This window comes from Geodermatophilus sp. URMC 65 (assembly GCF_053502545.1).
Genome location: NZ_CP199954.1, coordinates 1710867 through 1736597 on the forward strand (window position 1 = coordinate 1710867; position 25731 = coordinate 1736597).

30 protein-coding genes are annotated in these 25731 nt (G+C 73.5%); 23 read left to right on the forward strand and 7 right to left on the reverse strand.

The features are described 5' to 3' along the window. Position 1: 1 nt before the first annotated feature. The 6 genes from ACWIX7_RS08285 to ACWIX7_RS08310 form a co-directional block, all read right to left on the reverse strand. A complete protein-coding gene (locus tag ACWIX7_RS08285; protein WP_448621067.1) occupies positions 2-508 on the reverse strand; it encodes a hypothetical protein in 507 nt (168 codons plus the stop codon). A 201-nt stretch (positions 509-709) separates the two neighbouring features. Then, entirely contained in the window at positions 710-1057 is a 348-nt protein-coding gene (gene csrA / locus ACWIX7_RS08290; protein ID WP_448621068.1) for a carbon storage regulator CsrA, read from the reverse strand. 104 nt (positions 1058-1161) lie between these two features. Then, positions 1162-1566: a flagellar assembly protein FliW gene (gene fliW / locus ACWIX7_RS08295; RefSeq protein ID WP_448621069.1), complete on the reverse strand. Its 405-nt coding sequence runs from the start codon at positions 1564-1566 to the stop codon at positions 1162-1164. After that, positions 1563-2459, reverse strand: a complete 897-nt coding sequence (locus tag ACWIX7_RS08300) for a flagellin N-terminal helical domain-containing protein (RefSeq protein ID WP_448621070.1) — start codon at positions 2457-2459, stop codon at positions 1563-1565. Before ACWIX7_RS08300 ends, fliW begins: the two co-directional genes overlap by 4 nt. Positions 2460-2463: 4 nt before the next feature. After that, positions 2464-3912: a flagellar hook-associated protein FlgK gene (flgK, locus tag ACWIX7_RS08305; protein WP_448621071.1), complete on the reverse strand. Its 1449-nt coding sequence runs from the start codon at positions 3910-3912 to the stop codon at positions 2464-2466. Continuing rightward, positions 3909-4394: a flagellar protein FlgN gene (locus ACWIX7_RS08310; protein WP_448621072.1), complete on the reverse strand. Its 486-nt coding sequence runs from the start codon at positions 4392-4394 to the stop codon at positions 3909-3911. The genes flgK and ACWIX7_RS08310 overlap by 4 nt, the downstream gene beginning before the upstream one ends. 263 nt (positions 4395-4657) lie before the next feature. Here ACWIX7_RS08310 and ACWIX7_RS08315 point away from each other — a divergent pair, with 263 nt between their 5' ends. Further along, on the forward strand, positions 4658-5566 hold the full coding sequence (locus ACWIX7_RS08315) for a sigma-70 family RNA polymerase sigma factor (protein WP_448621073.1): 909 nt from the start codon (positions 4658-4660) through the stop codon (positions 5564-5566). A gap of 127 nt (positions 5567-5693) precedes the next feature. On the opposite strand, the gene ACWIX7_RS08320 is transcribed toward ACWIX7_RS08315, so the two are convergent. Continuing rightward, positions 5694-6773, reverse strand: coding sequence for a glycosyltransferase family protein (locus ACWIX7_RS08320; protein WP_448621074.1), 1080 nt, complete (start codon positions 6771-6773; stop codon positions 5694-5696). 340 nt (positions 6774-7113) lie between these two features. On the opposite strand from ACWIX7_RS08320, the gene ACWIX7_RS08325 reads away from it, so the two are divergent. The 22 genes from ACWIX7_RS08325 to fliN all read left to right on the forward strand — a co-directional run bounded on the left by ACWIX7_RS08325 (position 7114) and on the right by fliN (position 25729). Next, positions 7114-7950 carry a flagellin N-terminal helical domain-containing protein gene (locus tag ACWIX7_RS08325; RefSeq protein ID WP_448621075.1) on the forward strand — a complete coding sequence of 279 codons (837 nt, stop codon included), beginning with the start codon at positions 7114-7116 and terminating at the stop codon, positions 7948-7950. A gap of 105 nt (positions 7951-8055) precedes the next feature. Continuing rightward, positions 8056-9459: a flagellar filament capping protein FliD gene (fliD, locus tag ACWIX7_RS08330; RefSeq protein ID WP_448621076.1), complete on the forward strand. Its 1404-nt coding sequence runs from the start codon at positions 8056-8058 to the stop codon at positions 9457-9459. 60 nt (positions 9460-9519) lie between these two features. After that, on the forward strand, positions 9520-9906 hold the full coding sequence (gene fliS / locus ACWIX7_RS08335) for a flagellar export chaperone FliS (RefSeq protein WP_448621077.1): 387 nt from the start codon (positions 9520-9522) through the stop codon (positions 9904-9906). Further along, positions 9903-10262 (forward strand): hypothetical protein, encoded by a 360-nt coding sequence (locus ACWIX7_RS08340; RefSeq protein WP_448621078.1) that lies wholly within the window; start codon positions 9903-9905, stop codon positions 10260-10262. Before fliS ends, ACWIX7_RS08340 begins: the two co-directional genes overlap by 4 nt. Before the next feature lie 330 nt (positions 10263-10592). Beyond that, positions 10593-10943: a flagellar basal body rod protein FlgB gene (locus tag ACWIX7_RS08345; RefSeq protein WP_448621079.1), complete on the forward strand. Its 351-nt coding sequence runs from the start codon at positions 10593-10595 to the stop codon at positions 10941-10943. Next, complete coding sequence (locus ACWIX7_RS08350; protein ID WP_091153373.1) at positions 10943-11347, forward strand: flagellar basal body rod protein FlgC; 405 nt, start codon at positions 10943-10945, stop codon at positions 11345-11347. Before ACWIX7_RS08345 ends, ACWIX7_RS08350 begins: the two co-directional genes overlap by 1 nt. 5 nt (positions 11348-11352) lie before the next feature. After that, a complete protein-coding gene (fliE, locus tag ACWIX7_RS08355) occupies positions 11353-11682 on the forward strand; it encodes a flagellar hook-basal body complex protein FliE (RefSeq protein ID WP_448621080.1) in 330 nt (109 codons plus the stop codon). Further along, complete coding sequence (gene fliF / locus ACWIX7_RS08360) at positions 11682-13274, forward strand: flagellar basal-body MS-ring/collar protein FliF (protein ID WP_448621081.1); 1593 nt, start codon at positions 11682-11684, stop codon at positions 13272-13274. The genes fliE and fliF overlap by 1 nt, the downstream gene beginning before the upstream one ends. 150 nt (positions 13275-13424) lie before the next feature. Beyond that, the gene (fliG, locus tag ACWIX7_RS08365; protein ID WP_448621082.1) at positions 13425-14510 is read left to right on the forward strand and encodes a flagellar motor switch protein FliG; all 1086 of its coding nucleotides are present in this window, start codon (positions 13425-13427) and stop codon (positions 14508-14510) included. Continuing rightward, entirely contained in the window at positions 14488-15267 is a 780-nt protein-coding gene (locus ACWIX7_RS08370) for a FliH/SctL family protein (RefSeq protein WP_448621083.1), read from the forward strand. Before fliG ends, ACWIX7_RS08370 begins: the two co-directional genes overlap by 23 nt. 73 nt (positions 15268-15340) lie before the next feature. Beyond that, positions 15341-16648, forward strand: a complete 1308-nt coding sequence (locus ACWIX7_RS08375) for a FliI/YscN family ATPase (RefSeq protein WP_448621084.1) — start codon at positions 15341-15343, stop codon at positions 16646-16648. Continuing rightward, positions 16645-17166: a flagellar export protein FliJ gene (locus ACWIX7_RS08380; protein WP_448621085.1), complete on the forward strand. Its 522-nt coding sequence runs from the start codon at positions 16645-16647 to the stop codon at positions 17164-17166. Before ACWIX7_RS08375 ends, ACWIX7_RS08380 begins: the two co-directional genes overlap by 4 nt. Continuing rightward, positions 17154-18113: a transglycosylase SLT domain-containing protein gene (locus tag ACWIX7_RS08385; RefSeq protein WP_448621086.1), complete on the forward strand. Its 960-nt coding sequence runs from the start codon at positions 17154-17156 to the stop codon at positions 18111-18113. The genes ACWIX7_RS08380 and ACWIX7_RS08385 overlap by 13 nt, the downstream gene beginning before the upstream one ends. After that, positions 18110-19450 (forward strand): flagellar hook-length control protein FliK, encoded by a 1341-nt coding sequence (locus ACWIX7_RS08390; RefSeq protein WP_448621087.1) that lies wholly within the window; start codon positions 18110-18112, stop codon positions 19448-19450. The genes ACWIX7_RS08385 and ACWIX7_RS08390 overlap by 4 nt, the downstream gene beginning before the upstream one ends. A gap of 16 nt (positions 19451-19466) precedes the next feature. Further along, positions 19467-19889 carry a flagellar hook capping FlgD N-terminal domain-containing protein gene (locus ACWIX7_RS08395; protein ID WP_448621088.1) on the forward strand — a complete coding sequence of 141 codons (423 nt, stop codon included), beginning with the start codon at positions 19467-19469 and terminating at the stop codon, positions 19887-19889. Between the two features lie 63 nt (positions 19890-19952). Then, positions 19953-21173, forward strand: coding sequence for a flagellar hook protein FlgE (locus tag ACWIX7_RS08400; protein WP_448621089.1), 1221 nt, complete (start codon positions 19953-19955; stop codon positions 21171-21173). Positions 21174-21464: 291 nt separating this feature from the next. Beyond that, entirely contained in the window at positions 21465-21740 is a 276-nt protein-coding gene (locus ACWIX7_RS08405) for a flagellar FlbD family protein (RefSeq protein ID WP_448621090.1), read from the forward strand. A gap of 5 nt (positions 21741-21745) precedes the next feature. Then, positions 21746-22516, forward strand: a complete 771-nt coding sequence (locus tag ACWIX7_RS08410) for a motility protein A (RefSeq protein WP_448621091.1) — start codon at positions 21746-21748, stop codon at positions 22514-22516. Further along, entirely contained in the window at positions 22513-23439 is a 927-nt protein-coding gene (locus ACWIX7_RS08415) for a flagellar motor protein MotB (RefSeq protein WP_448621092.1), read from the forward strand. Before ACWIX7_RS08410 ends, ACWIX7_RS08415 begins: the two co-directional genes overlap by 4 nt. Beyond that, positions 23432-23911, forward strand: coding sequence for a flagellar basal body-associated FliL family protein (locus ACWIX7_RS08420; RefSeq protein ID WP_448621093.1), 480 nt, complete (start codon positions 23432-23434; stop codon positions 23909-23911). The genes ACWIX7_RS08415 and ACWIX7_RS08420 overlap by 8 nt, the downstream gene beginning before the upstream one ends. A gap of 118 nt (positions 23912-24029) precedes the next feature. Beyond that, on the forward strand, positions 24030-24983 hold the full coding sequence (locus ACWIX7_RS08425) for a flagellar motor switch protein FliM (RefSeq protein ID WP_448621094.1): 954 nt from the start codon (positions 24030-24032) through the stop codon (positions 24981-24983). After that, positions 24980-25729 (forward strand): flagellar motor switch protein FliN, encoded by a 750-nt coding sequence (gene fliN / locus ACWIX7_RS08430; protein ID WP_448621095.1) that lies wholly within the window; start codon positions 24980-24982, stop codon positions 25727-25729. Before ACWIX7_RS08425 ends, fliN begins: the two co-directional genes overlap by 4 nt. Positions 25730-25731: the final 2 nt, after the last annotated feature.

A 25731-nucleotide genomic window follows, 5' to 3' on the forward strand; every position in this document is an offset into this window, starting at 1 on the left:
CTCAGAGGCTCGCCGCGAGCGTGCGAGCGGTGAGGAGAACGGGGTCCTCCCCCTGCTCGACCGCGGCGGGCCGACGGGGCGCGGGGACGGCGGCCTCGGCCGCCGGGCCGGCCGCGAGACGGGCCATGAGGTCGGCGGCAGCGGCGCGCTCGGCCTCGCCCGGCTCCACGGTGTAGACCGGCATGTGGTCGTACAGCATGGTGAACACCGAGCTGACGAACGCGTAGGCGGCCTGCGCCTGCGGCGAGAAGCGCGCGACAGCGGCCCGCGGGCCGAGCTCGACGCCGACGGTCACGCGCACGACGCGGTCGTCCTTGCTCAGACCGGTCAGCGTGAAGGACACCCCGGGGTGCGCGCCGGCCAGCTCGGCCAGCGCCGCGAGGCACCGACGAGCGGACCCGCGGCGCGGCCGCAACTGCACGTGCACGACGACGGTGTCGGACTCCGTGCCGGAGCCGACGACCGCGGCGACCTGGTCGCCGGACTCAGTGATAACGCTGTGCTGCATCGTGATTGCCCCCTGTAACGTGCTTGAGGCAACTCTGGCGCATCAACGTGCCGGCGACGGGCACAACTCTCGCTGTGCCATACGCAATGTCCGGGCATCTCTTCAGCAGGTCTTGCCCGTGTCGATCGACCGTCCGACCTCACCGACGCAGTGATCAGCAGGAGTCCACAAACACGCGGGGCGATGCCTCAGCCAGTTCTGTCAGCCGGCGGAGCCCTCCGTGACCTGCCCGTGACCGGCCGGGGCGGCCACGGCGGGCGGGGCCGTCGACTCGGTGCCGGAACCGTCCTGGGCGACCGGCTCCGCCGTGTCGGCGTCAGCCTCCGCGGGGGCGAACGCGGCCAGCGCGCCGAGGGTGTCGGCGGTGACCTGCGCCGCGAGCAGGTTGGCCTCGGCGATCTGCCGGTAGACCTCCTCGCGGTGGATGGTCACCTCTCGCGGTGCCTTGAAGCCGAGGCGGACGGTGCCGCCGCGGACCTCCACGACGTGGACCTCGATGTCGTCGCCGATGCGGATGGTCTCGCCGACGCTGCGGGTGAGAGTGAGCACGAGCAACCCCTCCATGGGTGTGTGGTGGCCGTCCGTGGCGAGCCCGCGAAGCGGGCCGTGGCTGCAGAGCGGGAGCGGACCCTGATCGGGGCCGCCGTCGTGAGTTATCGGCGCAGGGGACGCCGGATGGGATGCGAACCGTCGAGCAGCACGACCTGCGCGGAGCGCCAGTTGGCCGCGTTGACCACCAGCGGGGCCCGCAGGTTGGCCGTGGCCGCGGCCGGACCCTCGGCCGGCACCGTCACCAGGCAGTACAGCCGCGCCTGCTCCGGGTCGTCGAGCGCCAGGTCTGCGCACACGGCCGGGGGCAGGGCCGGGGCGTAGTCCGGGAAGTACCTGCCCGGGTCGACGGCGAGGAAACGCGGACCCTCCGGCGCCATCGACTGCAGCCAGAACAGCCGGCCGTCGCCGTCGGCGGTCACCAGCACGTAGTCGCGGTGACCCGGGAACCCCGGCAGCGCCTCGGTCATCGAGAGCAGGGGCAGGGTCGCGACAGCCGAGAGCGTCATGCCAGGAAGTCCACGAGCGTCGGCTGGATCACCTGGGCGGTGGCCTGCAGGGCCGCCTTGTACCCGACCTCGGTCTGGTTGAGCTCCATGATCGTCTTGGCCAGGTCGATGTCCTCGACGTCCACGAGCTGCGAGGCCAGCGTCAGCTGCAGGTCGGTGTTGACCTGGCCGGCGGCCTCCATCCGGGCCGAGCGGGCGCCGACGGAGGCGGCGGCCCCGAGCAGCCGCTTGAGCGCCACGTCGAGTTGCTCGAGGTCGGCCGCCAGCGCGTCGGGGGCGCTCTCGACGTCGGTGGCGATCTTCCCGACGAGACCGAAGAGGTCGGGCTCCCCGGCGCTCGGCACGCCGAAGGCCTCGTGCCCGGTGACGTCGATGCGGATCCGGTCGGTGTTCGACACCCGCCGGGTGATCCCCTCCCCCACGGGCGGCGCGCCGACGTAGGTGCCGTCGCCGGCGTACGCCGTCGAGCCCTGGGTGACGCCACCGAAGAGGGCGCGGTCGTTGATGCTGGAGTTGGCCACGCCGAGGAGGCTCTCGCGGAGGGCCGCGACCTCGACGGCGATCGCCTTCTGCGAGCTGGTCGACGTCGCGCCCTCGTTCATGGCCTTGACGGTCAGCGCACGGACCCGCTGCACCTGGTTGATGGCCGTGTTCAGCGCGGTGTCGGTCGCGTCGAGCCAGCTCTGCCCGTCGGAGACGTTCGCGGCGAACTGCTGCACGGCGCTCTGGTCCTGACGGATCTGCAGCGCCTTGTTGGTGCCGGTCGGCGTGTCCGACGGGGCGCTGATCAGCTTCCCGGAGGTCAGCTGCTGCTGCAGCTTCGCCACCGACGCGAGGTTGTTGCCCAGGCCGAGGAGCGCGGTCAGGGTGACGGCCCGGTGGGTGATCCGCATCAGGTCACCGCCCCACGAGGCCGGTGCGGTTGATGAGGACGTCCAGCGCCTCGTCGATCGCGGTCACCATGCGGGCGGCGGCGCTGTAGGCGTGCTGGAAGGACAGCATGTTGGTCATCTCCTCGTCGAGGTTGACGCCGGACACGGACTCGCGGGCGGCGTCCACCTGGGTGGAGACCACCTTCTGCACCGTCAGGTCCCGGCTGGCGACCGAGGCCTCGACGCCGAGGGTGACGACGAGCGCCCGGTAGGTGGCGTCCACGCCGCCGGCCTCGAGGCTCAGGTCGAAGAACGCATCGGCGTTCCCGCCGTCCGCCGAGGGCTGCCCGAGGGCGCCGGGAGGGGTCTTCGCCGCGGCGATGAGCTCGGGCCTGGTGACGCGGAGGCTGAGGGTGCCGGCGTTGACGTTGGTCAGGTCGACGACGGGGGTGCCCGAGCCGTCGTCCATCAGCGGCTCGGCCGCCCCGGACGCGCCGGAGACGTCGTAGCCCTGGGCCTGGACGGCGTTGATCTTGCCCACCAGGTCGCGGGCCAGGTCGTCGAGCGCCCGGCGGTAGTTCGGGAGGGTCGTCGTCAGCACGGTCAGCTGACCGCCGGCGGTGCCGCCGACCGCCAACGTCGTGCCACCCGGGGCCGTGACCAGCCGCGGGTCGTCCCCGGTGCCGACCGTGCCGGGGTCGTCCACCCCGGCCACGCGCAGGGCGAGGGCCGACGAGCCCGCGACCAGCGTCGTGCCCCCCACGAGGACGTCGACCATGCCGTCGTCCGCGGCCACCGAGGTGGCACCGACCTTCTCGGCCAGCTGCGTGACGAGCAGGTCGCGGCGGTCGGAGAGCTCGTTGGTGGGCAGCCCCGACCGGGTGGCCTGGCGGATCTGGTCGTTGAGGCCGGCGATGGACGACACCGTCGTGTTCACCTCGGTGGCGAGAGCCACGACGTTGTCGCGGGTCTGCTGCCACTGCTCGTCGAGGGCGGCGCGCGTGGTGCGCATCCCCGAGGCCAGGACGTCCAGCGACTCGAGCACCTGGCTGCGGGCGGCCGGCTCGGTGGGGTCCGTGGAGTTGGCCAGCGCGCTGAAGCTCTTCCAGACGTCGTCGAGCATGCTGCGGATGCCGGTGTCGCCCGGCTCCCGGAACGCCGCCTCGACCTGGGTCAGCGACTCGGTGGCGACGGTCAGCTGCGCGGTGCGCGCCGTCTCGACCTGACCGCGCCGTTCCAGGAACACGTCGCGGATGCGGTCGACCTGGCTGGCGTCCACGCCGTTGCCGACCGGGCTGCTCACCGAGTGGATCGCCGGGACGGCGGTGCCACCCATGGCGCGCAGCTCGACGCGCTGCCGCGAGTAGCCGTCGGTGTTGACGTTGGCGATGTTCTGGCCGGTGACGTCGAGCCCGCGCTGCGAGGCCCACAGCGCCGTCCGGGCCGTGTTCAGCCCGCCGAAGGTGGAACTCACAGGGCACCGTCCAGGGTGACCGCGCGGTGCGCGCGCTCGTCGCTGCGGCCGGTCGAGCCGTAGGTGCCGGCCGACGGCGCCTTGACCGACAGCAGGGCGTCGCCGATCGCGGACAGGCCGCCCTCGATCAGCTCGCGGTTGGTGTCGGCCAGGCCGCGCAGTTCCGTCACGAGCACCAACAGCGTCTCGTGGTGCTTGGCGTACAGGTCGTTCCACGGGGCCGGCGCGGCATCGGCGAGCTTGCGCAGCGAGGGGTTGACGCCCACGCCCAGCCGCTCGGCCATCACCTCGGTGGCCGCCGCCCGCTCGACCTCCAGGGTGCGCAGCTGGTCGAGGACGACCTCGATCTCGTGCGCGATCCGCGACAGCCAGCGGGTCTTGCCCGTGACGATCAGGTACTGCTTCTCCTCCGCCTTGAACAGCAGCAGGTCCAGCAGCTCCTGCTCGCGCCACAGCAACGTCGACAGGTGCTGGTAGTCCACGCCCCCACCGTCCTTCCGCTCTCCCCGCGGCAGGCGTCGGTGCTGCCGGCGGGCTCTCAGGAGCACATTCGGCATCCCCCTGGGCGCCTTGAGCCGAGGCACTCAAGTCCGGACGGGTCCGTGCCGATGCGAGGGTGCCGACCGGGCCCGGCCCTGCCGAGAAGGGGGACGTGAGCCCATCGCGTGCCCAGGCGACCGTGCGGTCCCGTACCTCTGCCTCGCGCCACCCCGTCGCCCCGGTTGCCGGCGTCCCCGCCCGGCCGGTGGCGACGCGGGACACCACCCCGGGTGCCGTCCTCCCGAGGGACGTCGACGCCCTGGTGACCGAGCACCTGCCGCTGGCCGCCTTCGCGGTCAACGCGGTCGCCTCGCGCATCTCGCTGCCCGCGCACGTCAGCCGCGAGGACCTGCTGTCCTGTGCGCGGGTGGCGCTGGTCGAGGTGGCGCGGCGGTTCGACCCGTCGGCGGGCGCCTCGTTCGCGACCTACGCGCTGGCCCGGCTGCAGGGCGCCGTCCTGGACGAGCTGCGCTCCGGCGACTGGGCCAGCCGCTCGGTGCGGGCCGCCGCCCGGCGCACCGACGCCGCGGCCGACGCGCTGGCCACCCAGCTGGGCCGCCCGCCGACGCGCGTGGAGCTCGCCGCCAGCCTCGGCATGGCCACCAGCGACCTGGACTCGCTGCAGGTCGACGTCCACCGCGCCGTCATGGTGAGCATCGACGCGGAGACCGGCCCGGACGGCACCTCCCTCGACCTCCCCGACACCGGGGAGTCGCCGGAGCGGGCACTGCTGCGCAGCGAGCGGTCCCGGTACCTGCACGAGGCCATCCGCCAGCTGCCCGACCGGCTCGACGAGGTCGTGGAACGCAACTTCTTCGGGGGCGAGTCGCTCACCGACATCGCCGCCGACCTGGGCGTCACGCTCTCGCGCGTCTCGCAGATGCGGGCTCGCGCGCTGACCCTGCTGCACGCGGCGATGAGCGAGGTGTGGGAGGGGAAGAGCGTGCCGGCCGACGGCGGGGTGCGCGCCCGCAACCAGCAGCGCTCCTACGTCGACCGGGTCGCCGGCCGCAACGCCCCGCCGGCCGCGGCCCCTCCGCTGCCCACCTCCCGCCCCGCGGCCGTCCCGCCGCGCCGCAACCCCTGGGTGACCGCGACCGGCTGGAGCGCCTGACCCCACGCCACACAGCACAGCGCCCCGGGTCCTCGCCGAGGACCCGGGGCGCTGTGCTGTCCGGCGTGCCCTGCAGGGTCCCGCCGCGAGCCTGCGAGTGGCGGGGAGCAGGGGGGTGGTGGGCCTCTCAGGCCCCGATGCGATCCGCGCGCGAGCGCTTCTCCCGCGCAGTGCGCCAGGCGGTGGCCCACAGCTCCGCGGTGTGCTCGGTGAGGTGCCGGGCCAGCACCTGCTCGCGGTTGGCCGCGGCCTGCTCGCGACGCCAGTCGGCGTCCTCGACGGCGCGGGTGAGCGCCGCGGCCCAGTCCCGGGGGCGCTTGGCGCGGTAGCCGAGGCCCAGCCGCTCGTACTCCGCACTCGGCGAACGGACGGCGAAGACCCCGCGCGCGGAGTACTCGAGCACCTTGAGCCAGCTCTTGCAGTTGTTGAAGGCGTCGATGCGCAGGGGTGCGACGCCGATGTCGAAGCGCTCACCGATCGCGGCGGCGTAACCGTCGACGTCCATGATCCAGGGGATCTCGACCGGGTCCTCGGCCAGCCGCAGCATCTCGCGCGCGTTCTCGCCCTGCCCGAGGATCACGAACCGGCTCCGGCCGCGGGTGCGGTCCAGCGCCTGCGGCAGCCCGCTCCCCATCTCCTGCAGGTCGTAGGGGTGGGTGCCGACCGTCCCGGTCCAGCCGATGGTGAGCACCTCGGGCTCGCGCTCGTAGGCCGGCGGGAGCTCTGCGATCCGGCGGGGGATCGCGTTGGGCACCATCATCCCGTGCCCGCGGGCTCCGTACAGGGCCAGCAGGTTCGGGGTGGACACCGTCACGAAGTCGGCCTCCCGGACACACTGTTCGGCGAGCCGCCCGATGCCCTTCCGGATCAGGGCGTCGTGCCCCTGGTGGCCGGGCGGGAGCGCGGTCAGGTGGTCGTCGACCTCGACGACCACGGCGACGCCCTGGGCCTGCAGCAGCCGCAGGCAGTCGAGCATCTCCCGGGTCTTGGGCAGCTGCAGGACGACGACGTCGGCGCCCTGGGCGTCGACCTCGCGGACCCGGAGCGGGGCCGCCGGGTCCTCCGGGTCGGGGGCCATGACCGTCTTGAGGCCGTGCTGGACGGTCACCTCCACCCCGAGGTCTGCCTCGGCGACCGCCCGCGCCGGCTCGGCGATCCGGTGGAACAGCGACCCGGTGAACATCGTGTGGGACAACAGCACGTTCATGGCAGCAGACGTCCTCACGGCGCTCGGGCGTCGAGCGCCAGCTACATCGCCCGGGCCGCAGGCGCCGGACGGGGGATCTGGTCGAGCGAGGACGTCGCAGGAGGCGACTCCTCAGCCGGGTCACCCTGACCGCCGGCGCCGGGCCGACCAGCGATGACACGCCGAGCCGGCCACCCGGACGCCACACCCGTCCATCCCGCCCCGCGGACCGCAGGGCGGGCCGCAGAAAAAATCTCGGTTCGCCTCAAGATCCCCCGCCGCTGCGCCGAAACCACTCGTGCAAGGCCGCAGCACGGATGCAGCGGTTTCCGGATTCGACCCGATTCCAAGGAGGAACACGATGGGTCTGCGCGTCAACAACAACATCGCCGCGTTCAACGCCTACCGCAACCTGAACGTGACCGATGGTGCGATGGGCAAGTCGCTGGAGAAGCTGTCCAGCGGTCTGCGCATCAACCGGGCCGCCGACGACGCCGCCGGCCTGGCCATCTCGGAGGGCCTGCGCTCGCAGATCGGTGGCCTCAAGGTCGCCGTCCGCAACGCGCAGGACGGCATCTCCGTCGTGCAGACGGCGGAAGGTGCGCTCACCGAGACGCACTCCATCCTGCAGCGCATGCGGGACCTCGCGGTGCAGGCGTCCAACGACGGTGCCCTCACGAACACCGACAAGGCCAAGGCGGACGAGGAGTACCAGGCTCTCGCCAAGGAGCTGGACGACATCGCCAGCAAGACCACGTTCAACGGCACCAACCTGCTCAGCGGCGGCTACACGTCGAAGCAGTTCCAGGTCGGGGCGAACGCCGGTGAGACGCTGACGGTGTCGATCGGCAACATGGCCGCCAGCGGCACGGGCTCGCTGTTCGGTGCCACCGGTGCCGGCAACATCTCGTCCGCCGCCACCGCCAGCGCCGCGATCACCGCGGTCGCCAGCGCCATCGGGACGGTGTCCACCGAGCGCGCCAAGCTGGGTGCGGTCCAGAACCGGCTCGAGCACAAGATCAACAACCTGAACGCCACCGTCGAGAACCTCACCGCGTCGGAGAGCCGCATCCGCGACACCGACATGGCCGAGGAGATGGTCGCCTTCACCCGGTCGCAGATCCTGTCGCAGGCCGGTACGGCGATGTTGGCCCAGGCGAACCAGAGCTCGCAGGGCGTCCTGCAGCTCCTCCGGTGACCTCGGTCCCCGAGCGCCTGGACGACTAGCACCACCCGGTGAGGGGGGAGGCCCAGCCTCCCCCCTCACTGGCGTACCCACCCCTGACCCCGCCTGGAGGAACCCATGGTCAGCCTGAGCGTCGACGGCCTGATCTCCGGCCTGGACACCACCACCCTCGTCTCCCAGCTCGTCGCCGCCGAGGCGCTGCCGCAGACCCGGCTGAAGAACCAGATGAGCGCGGCGCAGGAGGCGGCCGACGCCTATCGCGAGGTCAACACCAAGGTCGACGCCGTGCGCACCGCCGCCGCGGCCCTCAGCGCCCAGGGCCTCGCTGCCGCCCGGACGGCGACCAGCAGCAACACGTCGGTGACCGCGAGCGCCACGACGACCGCCGTGCCCGGCAGCCGGATGAGCTTCACGGTCACGTCCCTGGCCTCGACGGCCGGCTACCTCAGCGGCACCAGCTGGGCCTCCACGAGCACCGACGTCCGCACGCCCACCGGCGCCAACGCCGCCACCCCCGCGCCGTCGCCGTGGCCGCTGACGATCAGCCGGCCGGACGGCACCGAGACGGACCTGACCCCGCCCACCGGCGCGACACTGGCGCAGACGGTCGCGTACATCAACGGCCTGGAGGACGCCGGCGTCCGTGCCGCCACGGTGAAGGGCAGTGACGGCTACCACCTGCAGCTGACCAGCAGCGCCTCGGGTGCCCGTGGCCACTTCACCGTCACGGCGGCGGCGGGCACGGCCTTCAAGCAGGTCTCCGCGGGCACCGACGCGAAACTGACCCTCGACGGCGGCATCACGGCCACGTCATCGACCAACACCTTCGCCGACGTGATGACCGGCGTCTCGGTCACCGTCACCGAGAAGGACGCCGCTGCCGTCGTCGAGGTGACCGAGGACGCCAAGTCCGTCGCCGCCAAGGTCAAGACGCTGGTCGATGCGGTGAACTCCGCGCTCGACCTGATCAAGAAGCACGGCAACTCCGAGAAGGGCAGCACCGCCGCCCTCAAGGGCGACTCCGAGCTGCGCACCCTCACCAGCCGGCTGCTGCAGACGATGTCCGACGCCGTGAGCGGCGCGGGCTCCCCCGGCCGCATCGGCATCGACCTGACCCGTGACGGCACGGTCAAGTTCACCGAGGCGACGTTCCTCGCCACGCTGGCCTCGGACCCCGAGACCGTGCAACGGATGCTCGCCGGCGCGCCGGCGGTCGACGCACAGCCAGCCACCGCCACCACGCCGGCCGTCGCCGCCCAGGAGGCCGTCGACGGTCTCAGTCAGCGCCTGGAGCTGCTCACCAAGCGGACGACCAACGCGACCACGGGCACGCTGACCCTGCTCGCGCAGGGCCGGGAGACCCTGGTCAACGATTTCAAGTCGCGGATCGCGGACTGGGACCTGCGCCTGGCCGCCCGCAAGGAGACGCTGACCCGCCAGTTCACCGCCATGGAGACGGCGCTGAGCTCGCTGAAGAACCAGTCCACCTGGCTGGCCGGCCAGCTCGGGTCGCTCGGCTGAAGACGAGGCCAGCCCGGCCGATCCTCCTAGTACTCCCCCGCTTCCCCAGGAGACCGCCTGATGAGCACCGCCTCCCTCCGTTCCCGCTACCTCGGCGACTCGGTCGCGACGGCGTCCCCCCAGCGGATCCTCGTGATGCTCTACGACCGGCTCGTGCTCGACCTCGAGCGCGCCGAGATGGCCCTCGACACCGGGGACCGCACCGAGGCCGCCGCCCAGATCCAGCACGCGCAGGACATCGTCTTCGAGCTCCGCGAGAGCCTGCGGGTCGACGCCTGGGAGGGCGGACCGCGGCTGGCCGCGCTCTACAGCTGGATGATCACCGAGCTGGTGCAGGCCGGCGTCAAGCGCGACCGCAACCGCGTCACCGCCTGCCGGCAGATCGCCGAGCCGCTCCGCGACGCGTGGCGGCAGGCCGCCGCCACCCTCGCCACCTCCGGCGCATGACCCCCGGTCGCCCCGCGGCGGCCGGCGGCGGGGACGCGTCCCGCGACTGGGCCACCGTCCTCGACGAGCTCGAGGGCGAGGTGCTGGCCGCCGAGTCCACCCTCCGGTCCGACCGCGAGGACGAGATCGCCGCCTGGGGACGCCGCGCCGCGGACTGGGTCCCGCCCTCGTCGTCCCTGGGCCCGGTGCCCGAGGACCTCCGCGAGCGTGCCGCGCGGCTGCTGCAGCACCAGCTGGCCGTCGCCGAGGAGCTGGTCGAGCGGATCATCCAGTCCCGACGGCAGCGCGACGTCGCCGCCCGGATGTCCTACGGCCCGCCCCGCCCGGTCCCCTCCTACATCGACAGAGCCCTCTAGCGCCCCACACGACGCACTTCCCCGCCCCCGTGGCGCCGGCACCCGGCGCTCCGGGGGGCGTCGTCGTCCCTGGGCCGGGACGGCGTCGTCGTGACCCGCCCGCCCCGTGACGCACCGCGAGTCACAGACGGCACGTCCACCCCACCGGCGAACTCGCACCACTCCCGTGGGACCCGGTCGGTCAGGGGCCCGCAGGGCCGTGCCGATGAGTGCAGAGCACGGAAAGCGCACCTCTCGCCACGGATCGGCGAACCACTCACTCGCTCGCGAGTGTCTCCTGCGTACCCGGAGGCCGATCGTGTCCTGCTGCCCTGCCCGAGGAACCGCCCGGTGATCGGCGACGTCACCTCGACGGCCCTGCACTCCGCCCTGCGCGGGCTCGCCCAGCGGCAGCGGGTCACCGCCGACAACATCGCGAACCTGCAGACCCCCGGCTTCCTGGCCGGCCGCGTCGACTTCGAGACCGGCCTGCGCGGCGCCCTGGCCAGCGGTCAGACGCCGACCGCCACGACCAGCACGGTCCGCCGCTCCCTGGAGCCGACCCGGATGGACGGGAACAACGTGAACCTCGACGCCGAGACCGTCATCGCCACCGAGACGGGGCTGCGCTACCAGCTGGCGCTCAACGCCCTCGACGGCAAGTACACGGTCCTGCGCACCGCCCTGAGGACGACCGGCTGATGAGCACCTTCGACTCCCTCGGCATCTCCGGCTCCGGGCTGCTCGTCCACCGCAAGTGGCTGGACGCGGTCTCGGACAACATCGCCAACATCAACAACGTCACCTCGACCGACCAGGACGCGTTCCAGGAGCGGCTGATCGTGGCGCAGGCCGTCGACTACGGCTCCGGCGAGGGCGGCGTCCGCGTGGCCCGGGCCGAGTACGGCAGCGCGGAGGGCCGGATGGTCTACGAGCCGGACCACCCGCTCGCCGACGCCAACGGCTACGTGAGGTACCCGGACATCGACCTGGGCGACCAGATGACCCAACTGATCATGGCGCAGCGCGGCTACCAGGCGAACCTCGCCGTCGTCGAGCGGGCCACCACCGCCTACCAGGCCGCACTCCAGCTCGGGAAGGGCTGACGACCATGACCTCGCCCATCGGCGGCATCTCGTTCCCCACGGCGATCACCGGCCTGTCCGGGGTCACCGGGGCGGCGGCCACGCCGGACGTCACGCAGACCACCGCGGCCGGCGGCGAGGGCTTCGCCTCGGCCCTGGTGTCCTCGCTGGAGGAGCTGCAGGCCACGCAGTCGACCTCCGACGGCCTCGCCGTCCAGGCCGCCACCGGCGACCTGCGTGACGTGCACGACTACATGATCGCGGCCAACGAGGCCAAGCTCGCCACCGACATGGTCGTGACCATCAAGAACAAGGCCGTCGAGGCCTTCACCGAGATCATGAGGATGCCGGTCTGATGCCTGCTGCCCTCGCCGGGCCGCTGGAGCGGATCCGCTCCGCGCTCTCCACGATCAGCCTCGGCCAGAAGGTCGTCATCGGCCTGCTCGGCCTCGGGCTGGTCCTCGGCGGGTTCTTCTTCTACCGGTGGATCACGGCCCCCACCTACGCCCCGCTGTTCTCGAACCTGGCCTCGACCGATGCGTCGGCGATCGTCGACGAGCTCAACGCGGCCGGCGTCTCCTACGAGCTCGCCGACGGCGGCGGGACGATCATGGTCCCGAACGAGCAGGTCTACGACCTGCGGCTGTCGATGAGCGGCAAGGGCCTGCCCGCGGGCAACGAGACCGGTTACGCGCTGCTCGACGAGCAGGGCATCACCACCAGCGAGTTCCAGCAGCAGGTCACCTACCAGCGGGCCCTGCAGGACGAGCTGTCGGCGACCCTGGAGTCGCTGGAGGGCGTGCGCACCGCCGTCGTCCACGTGGCCCTGCCCGAGGAGGAGGTGTTCGCCTCCGACGAGGCCGAGCCGACCGCCTCGGTGCTGCTTGACCTGGCGCCGGGCACCACGCTGGACAGCGGCCAGGTGCAGGCGGTGACCAACCTGGTCTCCTCGAGCATCGAGGGCATGGACCCCGAGCAGGTCACCGTCGCCGACGCCACCGGTGCGGTGCTCTCGGCGCCCGGCCAGGGTGTGACCACCGCGGCCGGCGACGCCCGCTCGCAGCTGGAGCAGGACTACGAGGACCGGCTGGCCGCCAACGCGCAGGCCGTCCTCGACCCCATCCTCGGCCCCGGCCGCGCCAAGGTGTCGGTCCGGGCCGACGTGGACCTCGACCAGCGCAGCACCACCTCGGAGACGCACACCTACGAGCAGGGCACCCCGCCCATCTCGGAGAGCACGACGACCGAGGAGTACACCGGCAACGGCGCCGCCGTCGGCGGCATCCTCGGCCCGGAGAACCAGGCCGACGCCGGGGCCGGCACCGGGGACTCCACGTACAACAAGGAGTCGACGACCGCGAACAACGCCGTCGGTACGACCGTCGAGACCGTCGAGGGCGCGCCCGGGCGGATCAACCGGCTCACCGTCTCCGTCGTCATGGACGAGGCCGTCGCCGGCAACCTCAACCAGGCGCAGGTCCAGCAGCTCGTCGGCAACGCCGTCGGCCTCGACGTCGCGCGCGGCGACGACATCACCGTCGCCGCCATGGCCTTCGACACGACTGCCGCCGACGCCGCGGCCGCCGAGCTCGAGGCCGCCCAGGAGGCCGAGAAGCAGGCCCAGATGTGGTCGCTGATCCGCACCGGCGGCATCGCCCTGGGCATCGCCCTGCTCGTCCTCGTCGTCTGGCTGCGCTCGCGGCGCAGGCAGGACGACGACGAGGAGGAGGACTACGAAGCGCTGGAGCTCGCCGACGACGTGATGGCCGAGCTCGACCGGATCCGCATCGAGAGCACGCGGGCCGTGCCCGTCGACGACGCCACCCGGGAGCTGGAGGCCGCCGAGCGGGCCCGGGTCCGGGGCGAGATCTCCGCGATGGTCAGTGAGAAGCCGGACGAGGTGGCCGCCATGCTGCGCGGCTGGCTGAGCGAGAGCGGTGTGAAGTGACCGAGCTCGCGAGGTCGACAGACGACAGAGCACCCGGGGCACAGCTCCGACGAGCGCTAGCGAGGAGGAGTCCATGACCGAGCTCGCGAGGTCATGCAATGGCGGGGCACTCCTGGGCATCGGAACACCGAGCGCCAGCGAGGTGTCCCGATGACCCTGGCGTCCGTCGAGCAGATGGTCGGCATGGCCCCCGCGGCCGCGCAGACCGCCGTCCTCCCCGCGGTGCGGGAGCGCAAGGAGCTGCCGGGCCTGCGCAAGGCCGCGGTCTTCATCGCCCAGCTGTCCAAGGAGGAGGCCGGCGCGCTGCTGGCCAAGATGCGCCCGCGCGAGGTCGAGATGCTGACCCGCGAGCTGATGAAGCTCGGCTCGGTCGAGCCGGACGACGTCGACGGCGTCCTCGAGGAGTTCCACGACCTCATGACCGCCCAGCGGTTCGTGGGGCGTGGCGGCGTCGAGTTCGCCCGCGAGATCCTCGCGGCCGGCCTCGGCGAGGACAAGGCCGACGGCATCCTGTCCCGGCTCAACGTCGTCTACACCGAGGTGCCCTTCGCCTCGCTGCGCAACGCCGACGTCCGCCAGCTGGTCACCTTCCTCAAGGACGAGCACCCGCAGGTCATCGCGCTGGTGCTCGCCCACCTGACCGCCGCGCAGTCGGCCGAGGTCCTCTCCGGGTTCGCCCCGGAGCAGCAGGCCGCCGTCGCGCACCGGATCGCGACCATGGACCGCACCTCCCCGGAGATGGTCCGCCTGGTCGAGGAGGAGCTCGGCCGCCGGATGGGGTCGCTGCTCGCCCACCAGGACATGAGCACCGTCGGCGGCGTCGAGACCCTCGTCGAGATCATCAACCGCTCGCCGCGGCCGACCGAGCGCTCCATCCTCGAGTGGCTCGACAGCACCGACCCGGAGCTGGCCGAGCAGGTCCGCGCGCAGATGTTCGTGTTCGAGGACATCGTCACCATCGACGACCGCTCGCTGCAGCTGGTGCTGCGCGAGGTGGAGGCCAACGACCTGGCCACCGCGCTCAAGGGCGTGCGCCCCGACGTCCGCGACAAGGTCGTCCGGAACCTCTCCGAGCGTGCCGCCGAGAACCTCGCCGAGGAGATCGAGCTGCTCGGCCCGGTGCGCACCCGCACGGTCGAGGAGGCGCAGGCCAAGGTCGTCGGTGTCATCCGCACCCTCGAGGAGCAGGGCGTGCTGACCATCTCGCGGGGCGGTGAGGACGATTTCGTCGCGTGAGCCGGCGCGGGAGTCCGCGCTGCTGCGCGGCGGCACCGCCGCACAGGCCGCACCCCGTGCGCCGTACACCCGCGCGGTGCCGGTCCCGCCGCAGCCGACCGCCGAGCGGCGTACCACCGACCGGCGCAGCTCGGTGCGCCGCGCCGCGGACGTGCCCGCCGCCTCCGACCGGACGTCGTTCCGGCTCGGCGACGTCTACGCCGAGGAGCTGGCCCGGCTGCGCGAGCACGCCCGCCAGGAGGGGTACGCCGCCGGCCACGCCGAGGGCTGCACGGCCGCCGAGGCCGTGGTCGCCGAGGCCGAGCGGGCCGCCGAGGCGCGGCTGGCCGAGGTCCAGGCCCGCTGGGAGCGGCGGATGGTCTCGGCCACCGCGGCGCTCGGCGCGGCGGTCACCCAGCTGGAGCAGGCCGCCCTGCCGGTCGCCGAGGACGTGCGCGACTCGGTGATCACCATCGTGCTGACCCTGGTCGAGGACGTGCTGTGCCGCGAGCTCGCGCTCGCCGGGTCCCCCGTGGTGGACGCCGTCCGCCGGGCGCTGACGCTGTGCCCGGCCGACGCGCCCACCGTCGTCCGGCTGCACCCCGACGACCTCGCCGAGCTGCCCGCCGAGGCGCTGGCCGAGCTGCCGGACACGGTGCGGGTGGTCGGCGACCTCTCCGTCGAGCGGGCGGGCGCCGTGGCCGAGACCGGTCCCACCCGCGTCGACGCCCAGCTGGGCGCCGCGCTCGAGCGGGTGCGGGCGGTGCTGGCGCCGTGAGCGAGCTCGCGAGCTCACGCGGAGGCTCAGCACCCTGGGTCGTGCGGCCGACGAGCGCCGGCGAGGAGGACGCGTGACCCTCGGCCTGCTCGACCGCGCCCGTGCGGCGGCCCGCCCGCAGGTGACGGGCTCGGTTGTCGGCGCGATGGGCCTGACCCTCTCCGTCGAGGGCGTGGTCGCCGCCGTCGGCGACCTGGTGGAGATCAACCCGTCGCCGCGTGGCGGCCTGCTCGCCGAGGTGGTCGCCGTCTCCCGCGAGCGGCTGACCTGCATGCCGCTGGGCGAGCTCTCCGGCGTGCACGCCGGCGCGCGGGTGCGTGCCACGGGCATGCCGCTGCAGGTGCCGGTCGGCGAGGCGCTGCTGGGCCGGGTGCTCGACGGCCTCGGCCGGCCGGTGGACGGCGGCCCGCCGCTGGACCAGTCCCTGGAGTGGGTCGACCTGGCCAGCGAGACCCCGCACGCGCTGGCGCGCACCCGCGTCGAGGAGCCGCTGACCTCCGGCGTCCGGGTGCTGGACACGATGGTGCCCCTGGGCAAGGGCCAGCGGCTGGGCATCTTCGCCGGCTCCGGCGTGGGCAAGTCGACGCTGCTGGCCCAGATCACCCGCGGCACCGACGCCGACGTCCGGGTCATCGGCCTGATCGGCGAGCGTGGCCGCGAGGTGCGCGAGTTCCTCGAGGAGAACCTCGGCGAGGAGGGCATGGCGCGCACCGTCGTCGTCGTCGCGACCTCCGATGAGCCCCCGCTGGTGCGGCTGAAGGCGGCGTTCGTCGCCACCCGCATCGCCGAGGGCTTCCGCGACCAGGGCCGCGACGTGCTGCTGATGATGGACTCGATCACCCGCACCGCGATGGCCCAGCGCGAGGTCGGTCTGTCGGCGGGCGAGCCCCCGGCGACCCGCGGCTACCCGCCGAGCGTCTTCGCGATGATGCCCAAGCTGCTGGAGAAGGCCGGGACGGCGTCGGTCGGCTCGATCACCGGTCTCTACACCGTGCTGGTGGACGGCGACGACCACAACGAGCCGATCGCCGACACCGCCCGCTCCATCCTCGACGGGCACGTGGTGCTCACCCGCAAGCTCGCGACCGCCGGCCACTTCCCGGCGATCGACGTGCTCGAGTCGATCTCCCGCGTGGCCACCGCCGTCGTCCCGCCGGCGCAGATGGCCGACGCGCGCGAGGTGCGCCGGCTCATGGGCGCGCTGCGCGACGTCAAGGAGCTCATCGAGATCGGCGCCTACCAGGCCGGCACCGACCCGCTGGTCGACCGCGCCCGCCAGCTGGCGCCGCAGATCGAGGCGTTCCTGCAGCAGCCGACCGGCGAGCTCACGCCGGCCGGCGACTCGTGGGTGTGGCTCAACCGCATCGTGCGCGCCGCGTGAAGCGGGCCGCCTTCCGGCTGCAGCCGGTCCTCGAGCTGCGCCGCACCGAGGAGCGGGCGGCCGCGCTGGCCGCGGCCGAGGCCGCGCGTGCCGCCGCCGACGCCGACCGCCGCGCCACCGAGGCCGAGGCCGCGGTCGCCGCGGTGCTGCCCACGGGGCCGGTCTCCCCCGGCGCCTTCGCCGCCGCGATGGTGCTCGGCCGGCTGGCCGCCGAGGACGCCGCCGCGGCCCGGGCGCTCGCGACCGCCTCGGCCGAGCAGGCCGAGCTGGTCCGCGCGTCCTGGACGGCGGCCGCCCAGCGCACCAAGGGCCTCGAACGGCTGCGAGAACGACACCTCCAGGCGGTGCGACTGGCCGAGCAGGCTGCCGAGGAGAGGACCGTGGACGACCTCGTCACCGGCCGCTCCGGCCGCCCGACCTCGACCGGCCCGGCGACGGGGTGGCCTGGCGCTGGTCTCGGAAGTCACGTCGCGAACTCGGCCGGGGGGACCCGAGGGGAGGTGGCGTGGACGGACTGACCGCGGTGCAGTCCCGGATCAGCGAGATCCAGGCCCGCTTCCTCGTCGTGCCCCGTCCGGCGGCCTCCGCCGACTGGACCGCGGCCGCCACCGCCGCCGGGCTCACCGGCACGAGCGCGACCTCCGCGGCGACCGGCACCGCCACCACCGGCAGCGCCTCGGGAAGCGCCGTCGTCGCCGAGGCGCGCAAGTACCTCGGCGTCCCCTACCTGTGGGGCGGCACCGACCCGGCCAAGGGCCTGGACTGCTCCGGCTTCACCAAGCTCGTGTACGGCAACCTCGGCATCGACCTGCCGCGCACCTCCTCGCAGCAGGCCACCGCCGGCACCGCGGTCGCCTCGCTGGCCGACGCCCACCCCGGCGACCTGGTCTTCTTCGACCACTCCCCCGGCCGGCCGGGGATCGACCACGTCGGCATCTACGTCGGCGACGGCAAGATGATCGCCGCCCCGCAGGAGGGCGAGGTCGTCAAGGTGCAGGACGTCGGCAACCCGTCCGTGATCCGCCGCGTGCTGCCGGCCGAGTCGGCCTCCGCGGGATCCGGGGCGGCGGCCGGCGCGTCGCTGTGCGGCGTCCCGTACGCCGACCTGTTCACCCGGGCCGGCAGCCGGTACGGCGTCGACCCGGCCCTGCTCGCCGCGGTGGCGCAGCAGGAGTCCGGCTTCGACGTCTCCGCCGTCTCCCCCGCCGGCGCCCAGGGCCTCATGCAGTTCATGCCCGGGACCGCCCGGGGTCTGGGCGTCGACCCGTTCGACCCGGCCTCGGCCGTCGACGGCGCGGCCCGCTACCTCGCCGACCTGACGCGGCAGTTCGGCTCCACCGAGCTGGGCCTGGCCGCCTACAACGCCGGGCCCGGCACCGTCCGCCGCTACGGCGGCATCCCGCCCTACCCCGAGACCCAGGACTACGTGCGCAGCGTGATGAGCAAGGCAGAGGCCCTCCGATGACGACGCCCCTGGTGACGGCCGCACCGGCGCCCGCGCCGGCCGCTCCGTCCTCCTCCACCCACCCCACGGCCGCGACCGACGCACCCGGCGGCGCCGAGCGCTTCGCCTCCGCCCTCGACGACGCCCGGGACGACGCAGTGTCGCGCGGGCAGGACGGCCCCCGCGGCCGCGAGCGCACCGCGGAGACCGACGGCGCCCCCGCCGAGCCGGCCGCCGAGGCCACGGACGGCGAGCAGCCCGCCACCGAGCAGCCCGTCGCCGGACAGCCCGCCGCCGGACAGCCCGCCGTCTCCGGCGCCGGCATGCCCCCCAGCCTGTGGGCGCTGCTGACCGGCATCGGTCCGGGCGCGCCCGGACCGGCGAACGCCGTCGACCACGCGGCCGCCGGCTCCGCGGTCGTCCCGGCGGCCGACGCCGTCGCGGCCGGCACGGTGGTCGCGCCGCCCGTCGTCCCCGAGGGCGTCCCGGACGGCGTCCCCGCGGCGGTACCGCCCATCGACGTCCCCGCGCCCGCCCTGACCGACCTCCCGGCCGGTGCGGTCCCCGTCCCGGACGCGCCGGCAGCCGACGCCGTCCGGCCCGCCACTCCGGGGCCGACCCCGGCGACCGCCACGGCCGACCCGCTCCCCGGGCTCACCGTCGTGCTCCCGGCTGCGGACGCGCCCGGGATCCCGACGGCGCCGGAGCTCGTGGCCCCGGAGACCGTCGTCCCCCTCCCCCAGCCGGCCGCCGCCCCGGCGCCGGCCGAGGGCGCGGGCACCGATCCCGGCGCGACCTCCGACCAGGACGCCCCGGCGCCCGCCCCGGCGCCTCCCGCTGCGCCGACCGCCGCGGTGGCCGCGCCCGCCGTCCCGGCGGCGACGCCGGTCGCCACCGCCGAGCCGGCCGCCCCTGCGGCACCGCCGGTCGCCGGTCAGGTCGCGCAGCACGTCGCCGTCCTGCGCTCCGCCCCGGACGGCACGCACACCATGACCCTGGTGCTCACCCCCGAGACCCTCGGGCCGGTCGAGGTCCAGGTGACCCTGAACCAGGGCTCGGTCGACCTCGCACTGAAGAGCGCCACCGAGGCCGGCCGCGCCGCGCTGCTCGACGCCCTGCCCGACCTGCGCCGCGACCTGGCCAGCGCTGGCCTGACCTGCACCAACGCCTCGGTCGACCGGGACGCCGGAGCGTCGTGGGCCTCGGCTCAGCAGCACGCCGCCGGTGACCGGGCCGGCCAGCAGGGGCAGCCCGACGGCCGCGGTCGGCCGTGGCTGCGCGGCGCCGAGGCCGACCCGGGCCGCCCCGCCCCCGGGACCACCGCCATCCCGTCGTCCGGCCTGGACGTCCGGGTCTGAGAGGAGCGACCGACCGATGACCAGTCCCGTTGCCGGGGTGGGCGGCGCCGCCACCACCCCGGCCACCAGCACGGTGACCCGCACCGACCAGATGGGCAAGGACGTGTTCCTGCAGCTGCTGGTCGCCCAGATGCGCTACCAGGACCCGAACAGCCCGGCGAGCACCACCGAGTTCATGTCGCAGACCGCGACGTTCACCCAGGTGGAGAAGCTCGAGGAGATCGCCGCGCAGAACGCCTCCCTCGTGGCGCTGCAGCGCTCGCTCTCCGCCGGCGCCCTCGTCGGCCACACGGTGAGCTACACCGGCGAGGACGGCGCCACCAAGACCGGAACCGTCGGCTCGGTGAAGATCACCGGCGATGAGCCCAGCGCGGTCGTCGACGGCGTCGACGTCCCGATGGGCCGGCTCACCGAGGTCTCGCTGCCCAGCACGCGCTGACGCGCCCCCGACCCCTCCCCCAGGCCGGACCCCGGCCACCCACCCCACCCGAGGAGCATCCCCGTGCTGCGTTCCATGAACTCCGCGATCTCCGGTCTGCGCGCCCACCAGACCAAGCTCGACGTCACCGGCAACAACATCGCCAACGTCAACACCGTCGGCTACAAGGCCTCCCAGACCGTCTTCGAGGACACGCTGTCCCAGGTCATGCGCAACGGCTCGGCGCCCACGGCGCAGGCCGGTGGCACCAACCCGGCGCAGGTCGGCCTCGGCGTGAAGGTCGCCGGCATCACCACGAACTTCGAGCAGGGCTCGGCCCAGAACACCGGTCGCTCGACCGACTTCATGATCAGCGGCGACGGCTTCTTCGTCACCCAGGCCGGCAACGAGCAGCTCTACACCCGCGCCGGGTCGTTCAACTACGACACGTTCGGCAACCTCGTGACCCCGGACGGCGCGCTGCTGCAGGGCTGGATGGCGACCGACGGCGTCGTCGACACCAACCGGCCGATCGGCACCCTGGCCGTTCCCTTCGGTGAGGTCATGCAGCCGACGCGGACCCAGAACGGGCAGGTGGTGGGCAACCTGTCCAGCGGCGCGGCCGTCGGTGCCGGCTCGGCGGTCCAGACCCAGTTCACGGTGTACGACGCCCTGGGGACCGCGCAGCAGATCAACGTCACGTTCACCAAGACCGGCGCCAACCAGTGGGACGTCCTCACCCGCGACGGCAACGGCGCCACCCAGACCACCGGGCTGACCTTCAGCACGGCCCCCGGCAACGAGGGCCAGCCCACGGCGGGCGGGACCGTCACCTTCACCCCGTCGACCGGTACCTGGCCCGGGCCGATCACGATCGACCTCACGGCGATGCGCCAGTTCGGCGGGGCCTCCGCGCCCGTGCCGGGTGACGTCGACGGCAACGCGATGGGCACCCTGCAGTCCATCTCGCTCAGCGGCGACGGCACGATCATGGGCGTCTACTCCAACAACCTGAAGGAGCCGATCGGCAAGCTGGCCCTGGCCACGTTCGCCAACCCCGGCGGCCTGGCGAAAGCCGGCAACAGCTCCTTCCGGGTCGGTGACAACTCCGGGCAGCCGGCCATCGGCGAGGCAGGCACCGGCGGGCGGGGCTCCCTCGTCGCCGGCGCGCTGGAGATGTCCAACGTCGACCTGGCCGAGGAGTTCACCGGCCTGATCGTCGCCCAGCGCGGGTTCCAGGCGAACAGCCGCGTCATCACCAGCTCCGACGAGGTGCTGCAGGACCTCGTCAACCTGAAGCGCTGATCGAGGACCCTCCTGCCCCCACCGCTCGCAGGCTCGCGGCGGGCCCCTGCAGGAGGGCCGTCCGCCAGGGCGCCCATGCGGCCCGGTCCCTCCTCCGCGAGGGGCCGGGCCGCCGTCGTCCGTGCCTCCCGGGATCACCGCAGGTCACCCGCCTCACCCGCGGGGGTGAGGCGCCCTGTTCGGCTCAAGGGGCGCCCGCGCCGGGCCGAAGACAACTGCAGACCGGCAGCCTGCGCGAGCGGTCGCCGTCTCCCCCTCCCCGATCGAGCAAGAGGACCTCCCGTGATCCGTGTGACGCGCCTGAACGGAGAGCGGTTCGCGCTCAACCCCGACCTCGTCGAACGGGTCGAGGGCCACCCCGACACCGTCGTGTTCCTCGTCGACGGCACCAAGTACGTCGTCTCGGAGAGCGTGGAGGAGGTCCTCGTGGAGATCCGCGAGTACCGCGCCAGCATCCTGGCCACCGCCTACGAGATGGACCGCGGCACCTACCGCTCGCCGTCCCGTGCGGAGGCGGCCGACGCGAGCGCCGCCGTCGTCCCCTTCCCGGCCCGCGAGGAGCGCTGAGCCCCGTGGACCCCGCCACCCTGATCGGGTTCGTCATCTCGCTCGCCGCCCTGCTCATCTTCATGATCATGGAGGGCGCCGACCCGATGTCGCTGCTGTTCCTCCCGGCCATCGTCCTGGTCATCGTCGCCACCTTCGGCGCGGCGATGTCCGGCCAGACGATGGACGACCTCAAGAAGATGCCCGGCTGGTTCAAGCTGGCCCTCACGCCGGCCAAGGTGCCGCCGGCCACCGAGCAGATCCAGACGCTGGTCAGCCTCGCGGAGAAGGCCCGCAAGGAGGGCCTGCTCGCCCTCGAGGCGCAGGTCAAGGCCATCGAGGACCCGTTCCTCAAGCGCGGCCTGCAGATGGGCATCGACGGCACCGACCCGGAGGAGCTGCGCGCCGTCCTGGAGAGCGAGATCGCCGCCAAGAAGGCCGAGGACAAGGTCGCCGCCAAGTTCATGACGACGATGGGCGGCTACGCGCCGACCATCGGCATCGTGGGCTGCATCGTCGGCCTGATGAACGTGATGGGGAACCTCAGCAACCCCGAGTCGCTGGGTCCCATGATCGCCGCGGCGTTCGTCGCAACGCTGTGGGGCGTCATGGCCGCCAACTTCTGGTTCCTGCCGATGGGCGCCAAGATCCTGCGGGTCAGCGAGCTGCAGGCCGCGCAGATGGAGCTGCTCGTCGAGGGCATCACCGAGATCCAGGCCGGCACCAGCCCGCGCGCCGTCCGGCTCAAGCTGAACTCCCTCATCCCGCCGAGTGAGCTGGCCAAGGAGGCCGCGTGAGTTCCGGCGGCCACGGCGGCCGCCGGCGCGGCAAGAAGCACGAGGAGGAGGAGCACGAGAACCACGAGCGGTGGCTGGTGTCCTACGCGGACATGATGACGCTGCTCCTCGTGCTCTTCGTGGTCCTCTTCGCGATGAGCCAGGTGGACAAGACCAAGTTCGCCGCCCTGGCCAAGGGCCTGTCCGCGAGCTTCGGCGGCCCCGTGACCGTGCAGCCCGGCCCCACGCCGGAGGGCTCGGTGCTCGACGGCCTGCCCGGTGCCATCGACATCGCCTCGGCCATCGCCCCCGACCAGACCGTCCAGCAGGCGGAGGTCGACGCCGCCGCGGCACAGGCCGCGCTCGCCGAGGCCCAGCAGGTCGCGGCCGAGGCGCAGGCCGAGTACCAGGACCTGTCCGAGGTGCGGGAGCGGATCGAGGCCGCGCTGGCCGCCGCCGGCCACGCCGGTGCGGCCCGCTTCGAGATCGACGAGCGGGGGCTGGTCGTGCACATCGTGGCCGACCAGGTCCTGTTCGACGCCGAGCAGGCGGTGCTGCGGCCCGAGGGCCGGCAGCTGCTCGACGCGCTCGCCCCCACCCTGCGTGACCTGCCCAACTCACTCGGCGTCGAGGGCCACGCCAACCACCTGCCGGTCACCCCGGGCGGGCCGTGGCCGTCGAACTGGGAGCTGTCGGCCTACCGCGCGACCACCGTCGTCCGGTACCTGACGACCGACGGCGTCCCGGGCGCCCGGATGGTCGCCAACGGCTACTCCGACACCCGGCCCCTCATCCCGCCGACGGACCCGAACTCCATCTCCGTGAACCGCCGCGTCGACGTGGTGGTCCTGTCCGACGCCTCGGCCGAGGCCAAGGAACTGCTCCCCGGTCTCGACGCCGGGACCACTGACGCCGGCACCCCCCAGGAGGACACCCATGGCTGACAAGAAGAGCAAGAAGGACGAGACCCCCGAGGACGACGAGGCCAACGGCGGCGGCAAGAAGAAGCTGCTGATCATCGGCCTGGTCGCGGTGCTCGCGATCGCCGGCGCCGCGTACTTCTTCCTGTTCGCCGGCAGCGGCGAGGCCGAGGCGGCCGCGGAGCCCGAGCACGGCGGCTACACCGCGCTGGAGCCGGTCGCGGTGAACCTCGCCGGCGGCGGCTACCTCAAGATCGGCATCACCCTGGAGTACACCGCGGCCGCCGCCGCCGGTGGCCACGGTGGCGGCGGCGTCGACGGGTCCAAGGCCCTCGACCTGCTGATCGCGACCTACTCGCAGGCCCAGCCCGCCGACGTCGTGGGCGCACGCGACGCGCTCAAGGAGGCCCTGGAGCACAAGATCATCGAGGCCTACACCGAGGACGGCGTCCCGATGGTCATGCACGTCTACCTCACGGAGTACGTCACCCAGTGACCACCGGGGCGCCCCTCGGGAAGCCCCGCTCGCACCACCCGTCACACCCGTCCGCCCTGACCGGCAACGCCTCGCGCCGCCGGTCAGGGCGGACTCGTCCCCCGCCGATGAACCTGGCGTGACCCGCCCCGAGAACGGAACCGCCCCCACCGGGCGCAGCCGCCGCGGCGAACCCCGCACCTACGACTTCCGCCGCCCCACCAAGCTCTCCCGCGAGCACGTGCGGGTGCTGCAGATCGCCCAGGAGGCGTTCGCCCGGCAGACGACGACGGTCCTCACCACGATGCTGCGGGCCGGCGCGCGACTGGAGCTGCTCGGCATCGAGCAGCACTCCTACGACGACTACGTCGCCTCGCTGCCCGACCCGTGCTTCATCGCGACCTTCACGATCGAGCCGCTGGCCGGCAAGGGCGTGCTCGCCTACCCGCTCGACATCGCGATGGCCGCCGTCGACCACATGCTCGGCGGCTCGGGTGCCGCCGACCAGCCGGACCGGCCGATGACGGTCATGGAGACGGCGATCACCAACCACCTGCTCACCCGGCTGCTGCAGGAGTTCGGCGGGGCTTTCGCGCACATCGTCGAGCTGCAGCCCGAGCTCAGCGAGGTCGAGTACAACCCGCAGCTGGCCCAGGCCGCGTCCGGCTCGGACACCGTCATGGTGGCCTCGTTCACCATCGGGATCGGCAGCCGCACCGGCGAGGCCACGCTGGTGCTGCCGTTCTCCTCCTTCCAGGTGCCGCTGAACAACGCCGCCTCCCCGCAGCTGTCGGAGTCGGCCCAGGCCAAGCGGCGGCGCGCCTTCGAGGCCCTCAACGAGCGGCTCACCCACGTACCGGTGGACGTCGGCGTGCGGTTCGCCCCGCTCGAGGTCTCCTCCGAGGACCTGCTCTCCCTCGCGGTCGGTGACGTGCTGCTGCTGCGCCACCCGCAGGACGCCCCGCTCGAGGTCACCACCAACGACGTGACCTTCGCCTACGCGATCGCCAGCAACCACCGCCGCCGGCTGGCCGCCGCCATCGTCCCGACCCCGGCCACCTCCCAGCACCCAGCCCAGAAGGACACCGCATGACCGCCACCGTGGACCACTCGCAGGCATCCGAGACCGTGATCGCCGTCGTGGCCTCCGCCGCCCGGGCCGCGGCCGCGCTGGTGCCGGCTGCGACCGAGCTCGTCCCCGACGCGCCGGTCAGCGACCCCGACGCCGTCCTCGCGCCGGCGACGGCCGCCGCCGCGGTCGCCGCACGGCTCTCCGGGGAGGTCAGCGGGGACGTCGTCCTCGTCCTCTCCGCCGAGGTCGTCGACGCCCTCGCCAACTCCCCCGTCGGTCCGATGGACGTCGCCACCGCGCTGCGCCCGGCCCTCGAGGCCGCGGCGGCCACGCTGGGCCGGGTGCGCGTCGACGCCGAGCGCACCGAGGACCCGGACACCGCGATGGACGGGCTGCGGGACAAGGGCATGTTCGTCGCCGTCCCGCTGATGGGCGCCGGCGGCACGGTCGAGGCGGTGTTCGCGCTGCAGGTGACGCTGCCCCAGGCGCGCACCCAGCGCGGGAGCCTGGACCTGCTGCGGCACGTGGCCATGGAGGTCACCGTCGAGATCGGCCGCACCCGGATGACCGTCGGCGAGCTGCTCTCGCTGCACCCCGGCGAGGTGGTCGAGCTCGACCGCGCCGCCAGCGCCCCGGCGGACCTGCTGGTCAACGGCACGCTGATCGCCCGCGGCGAGGTGGTCGTCGTCGACGAGGACTTCGGCCTGCGGATCAGCGAGATCATCACCGACGCCGCCGCCTCCGAGATCGGGGGGCACCAGCCGTGACG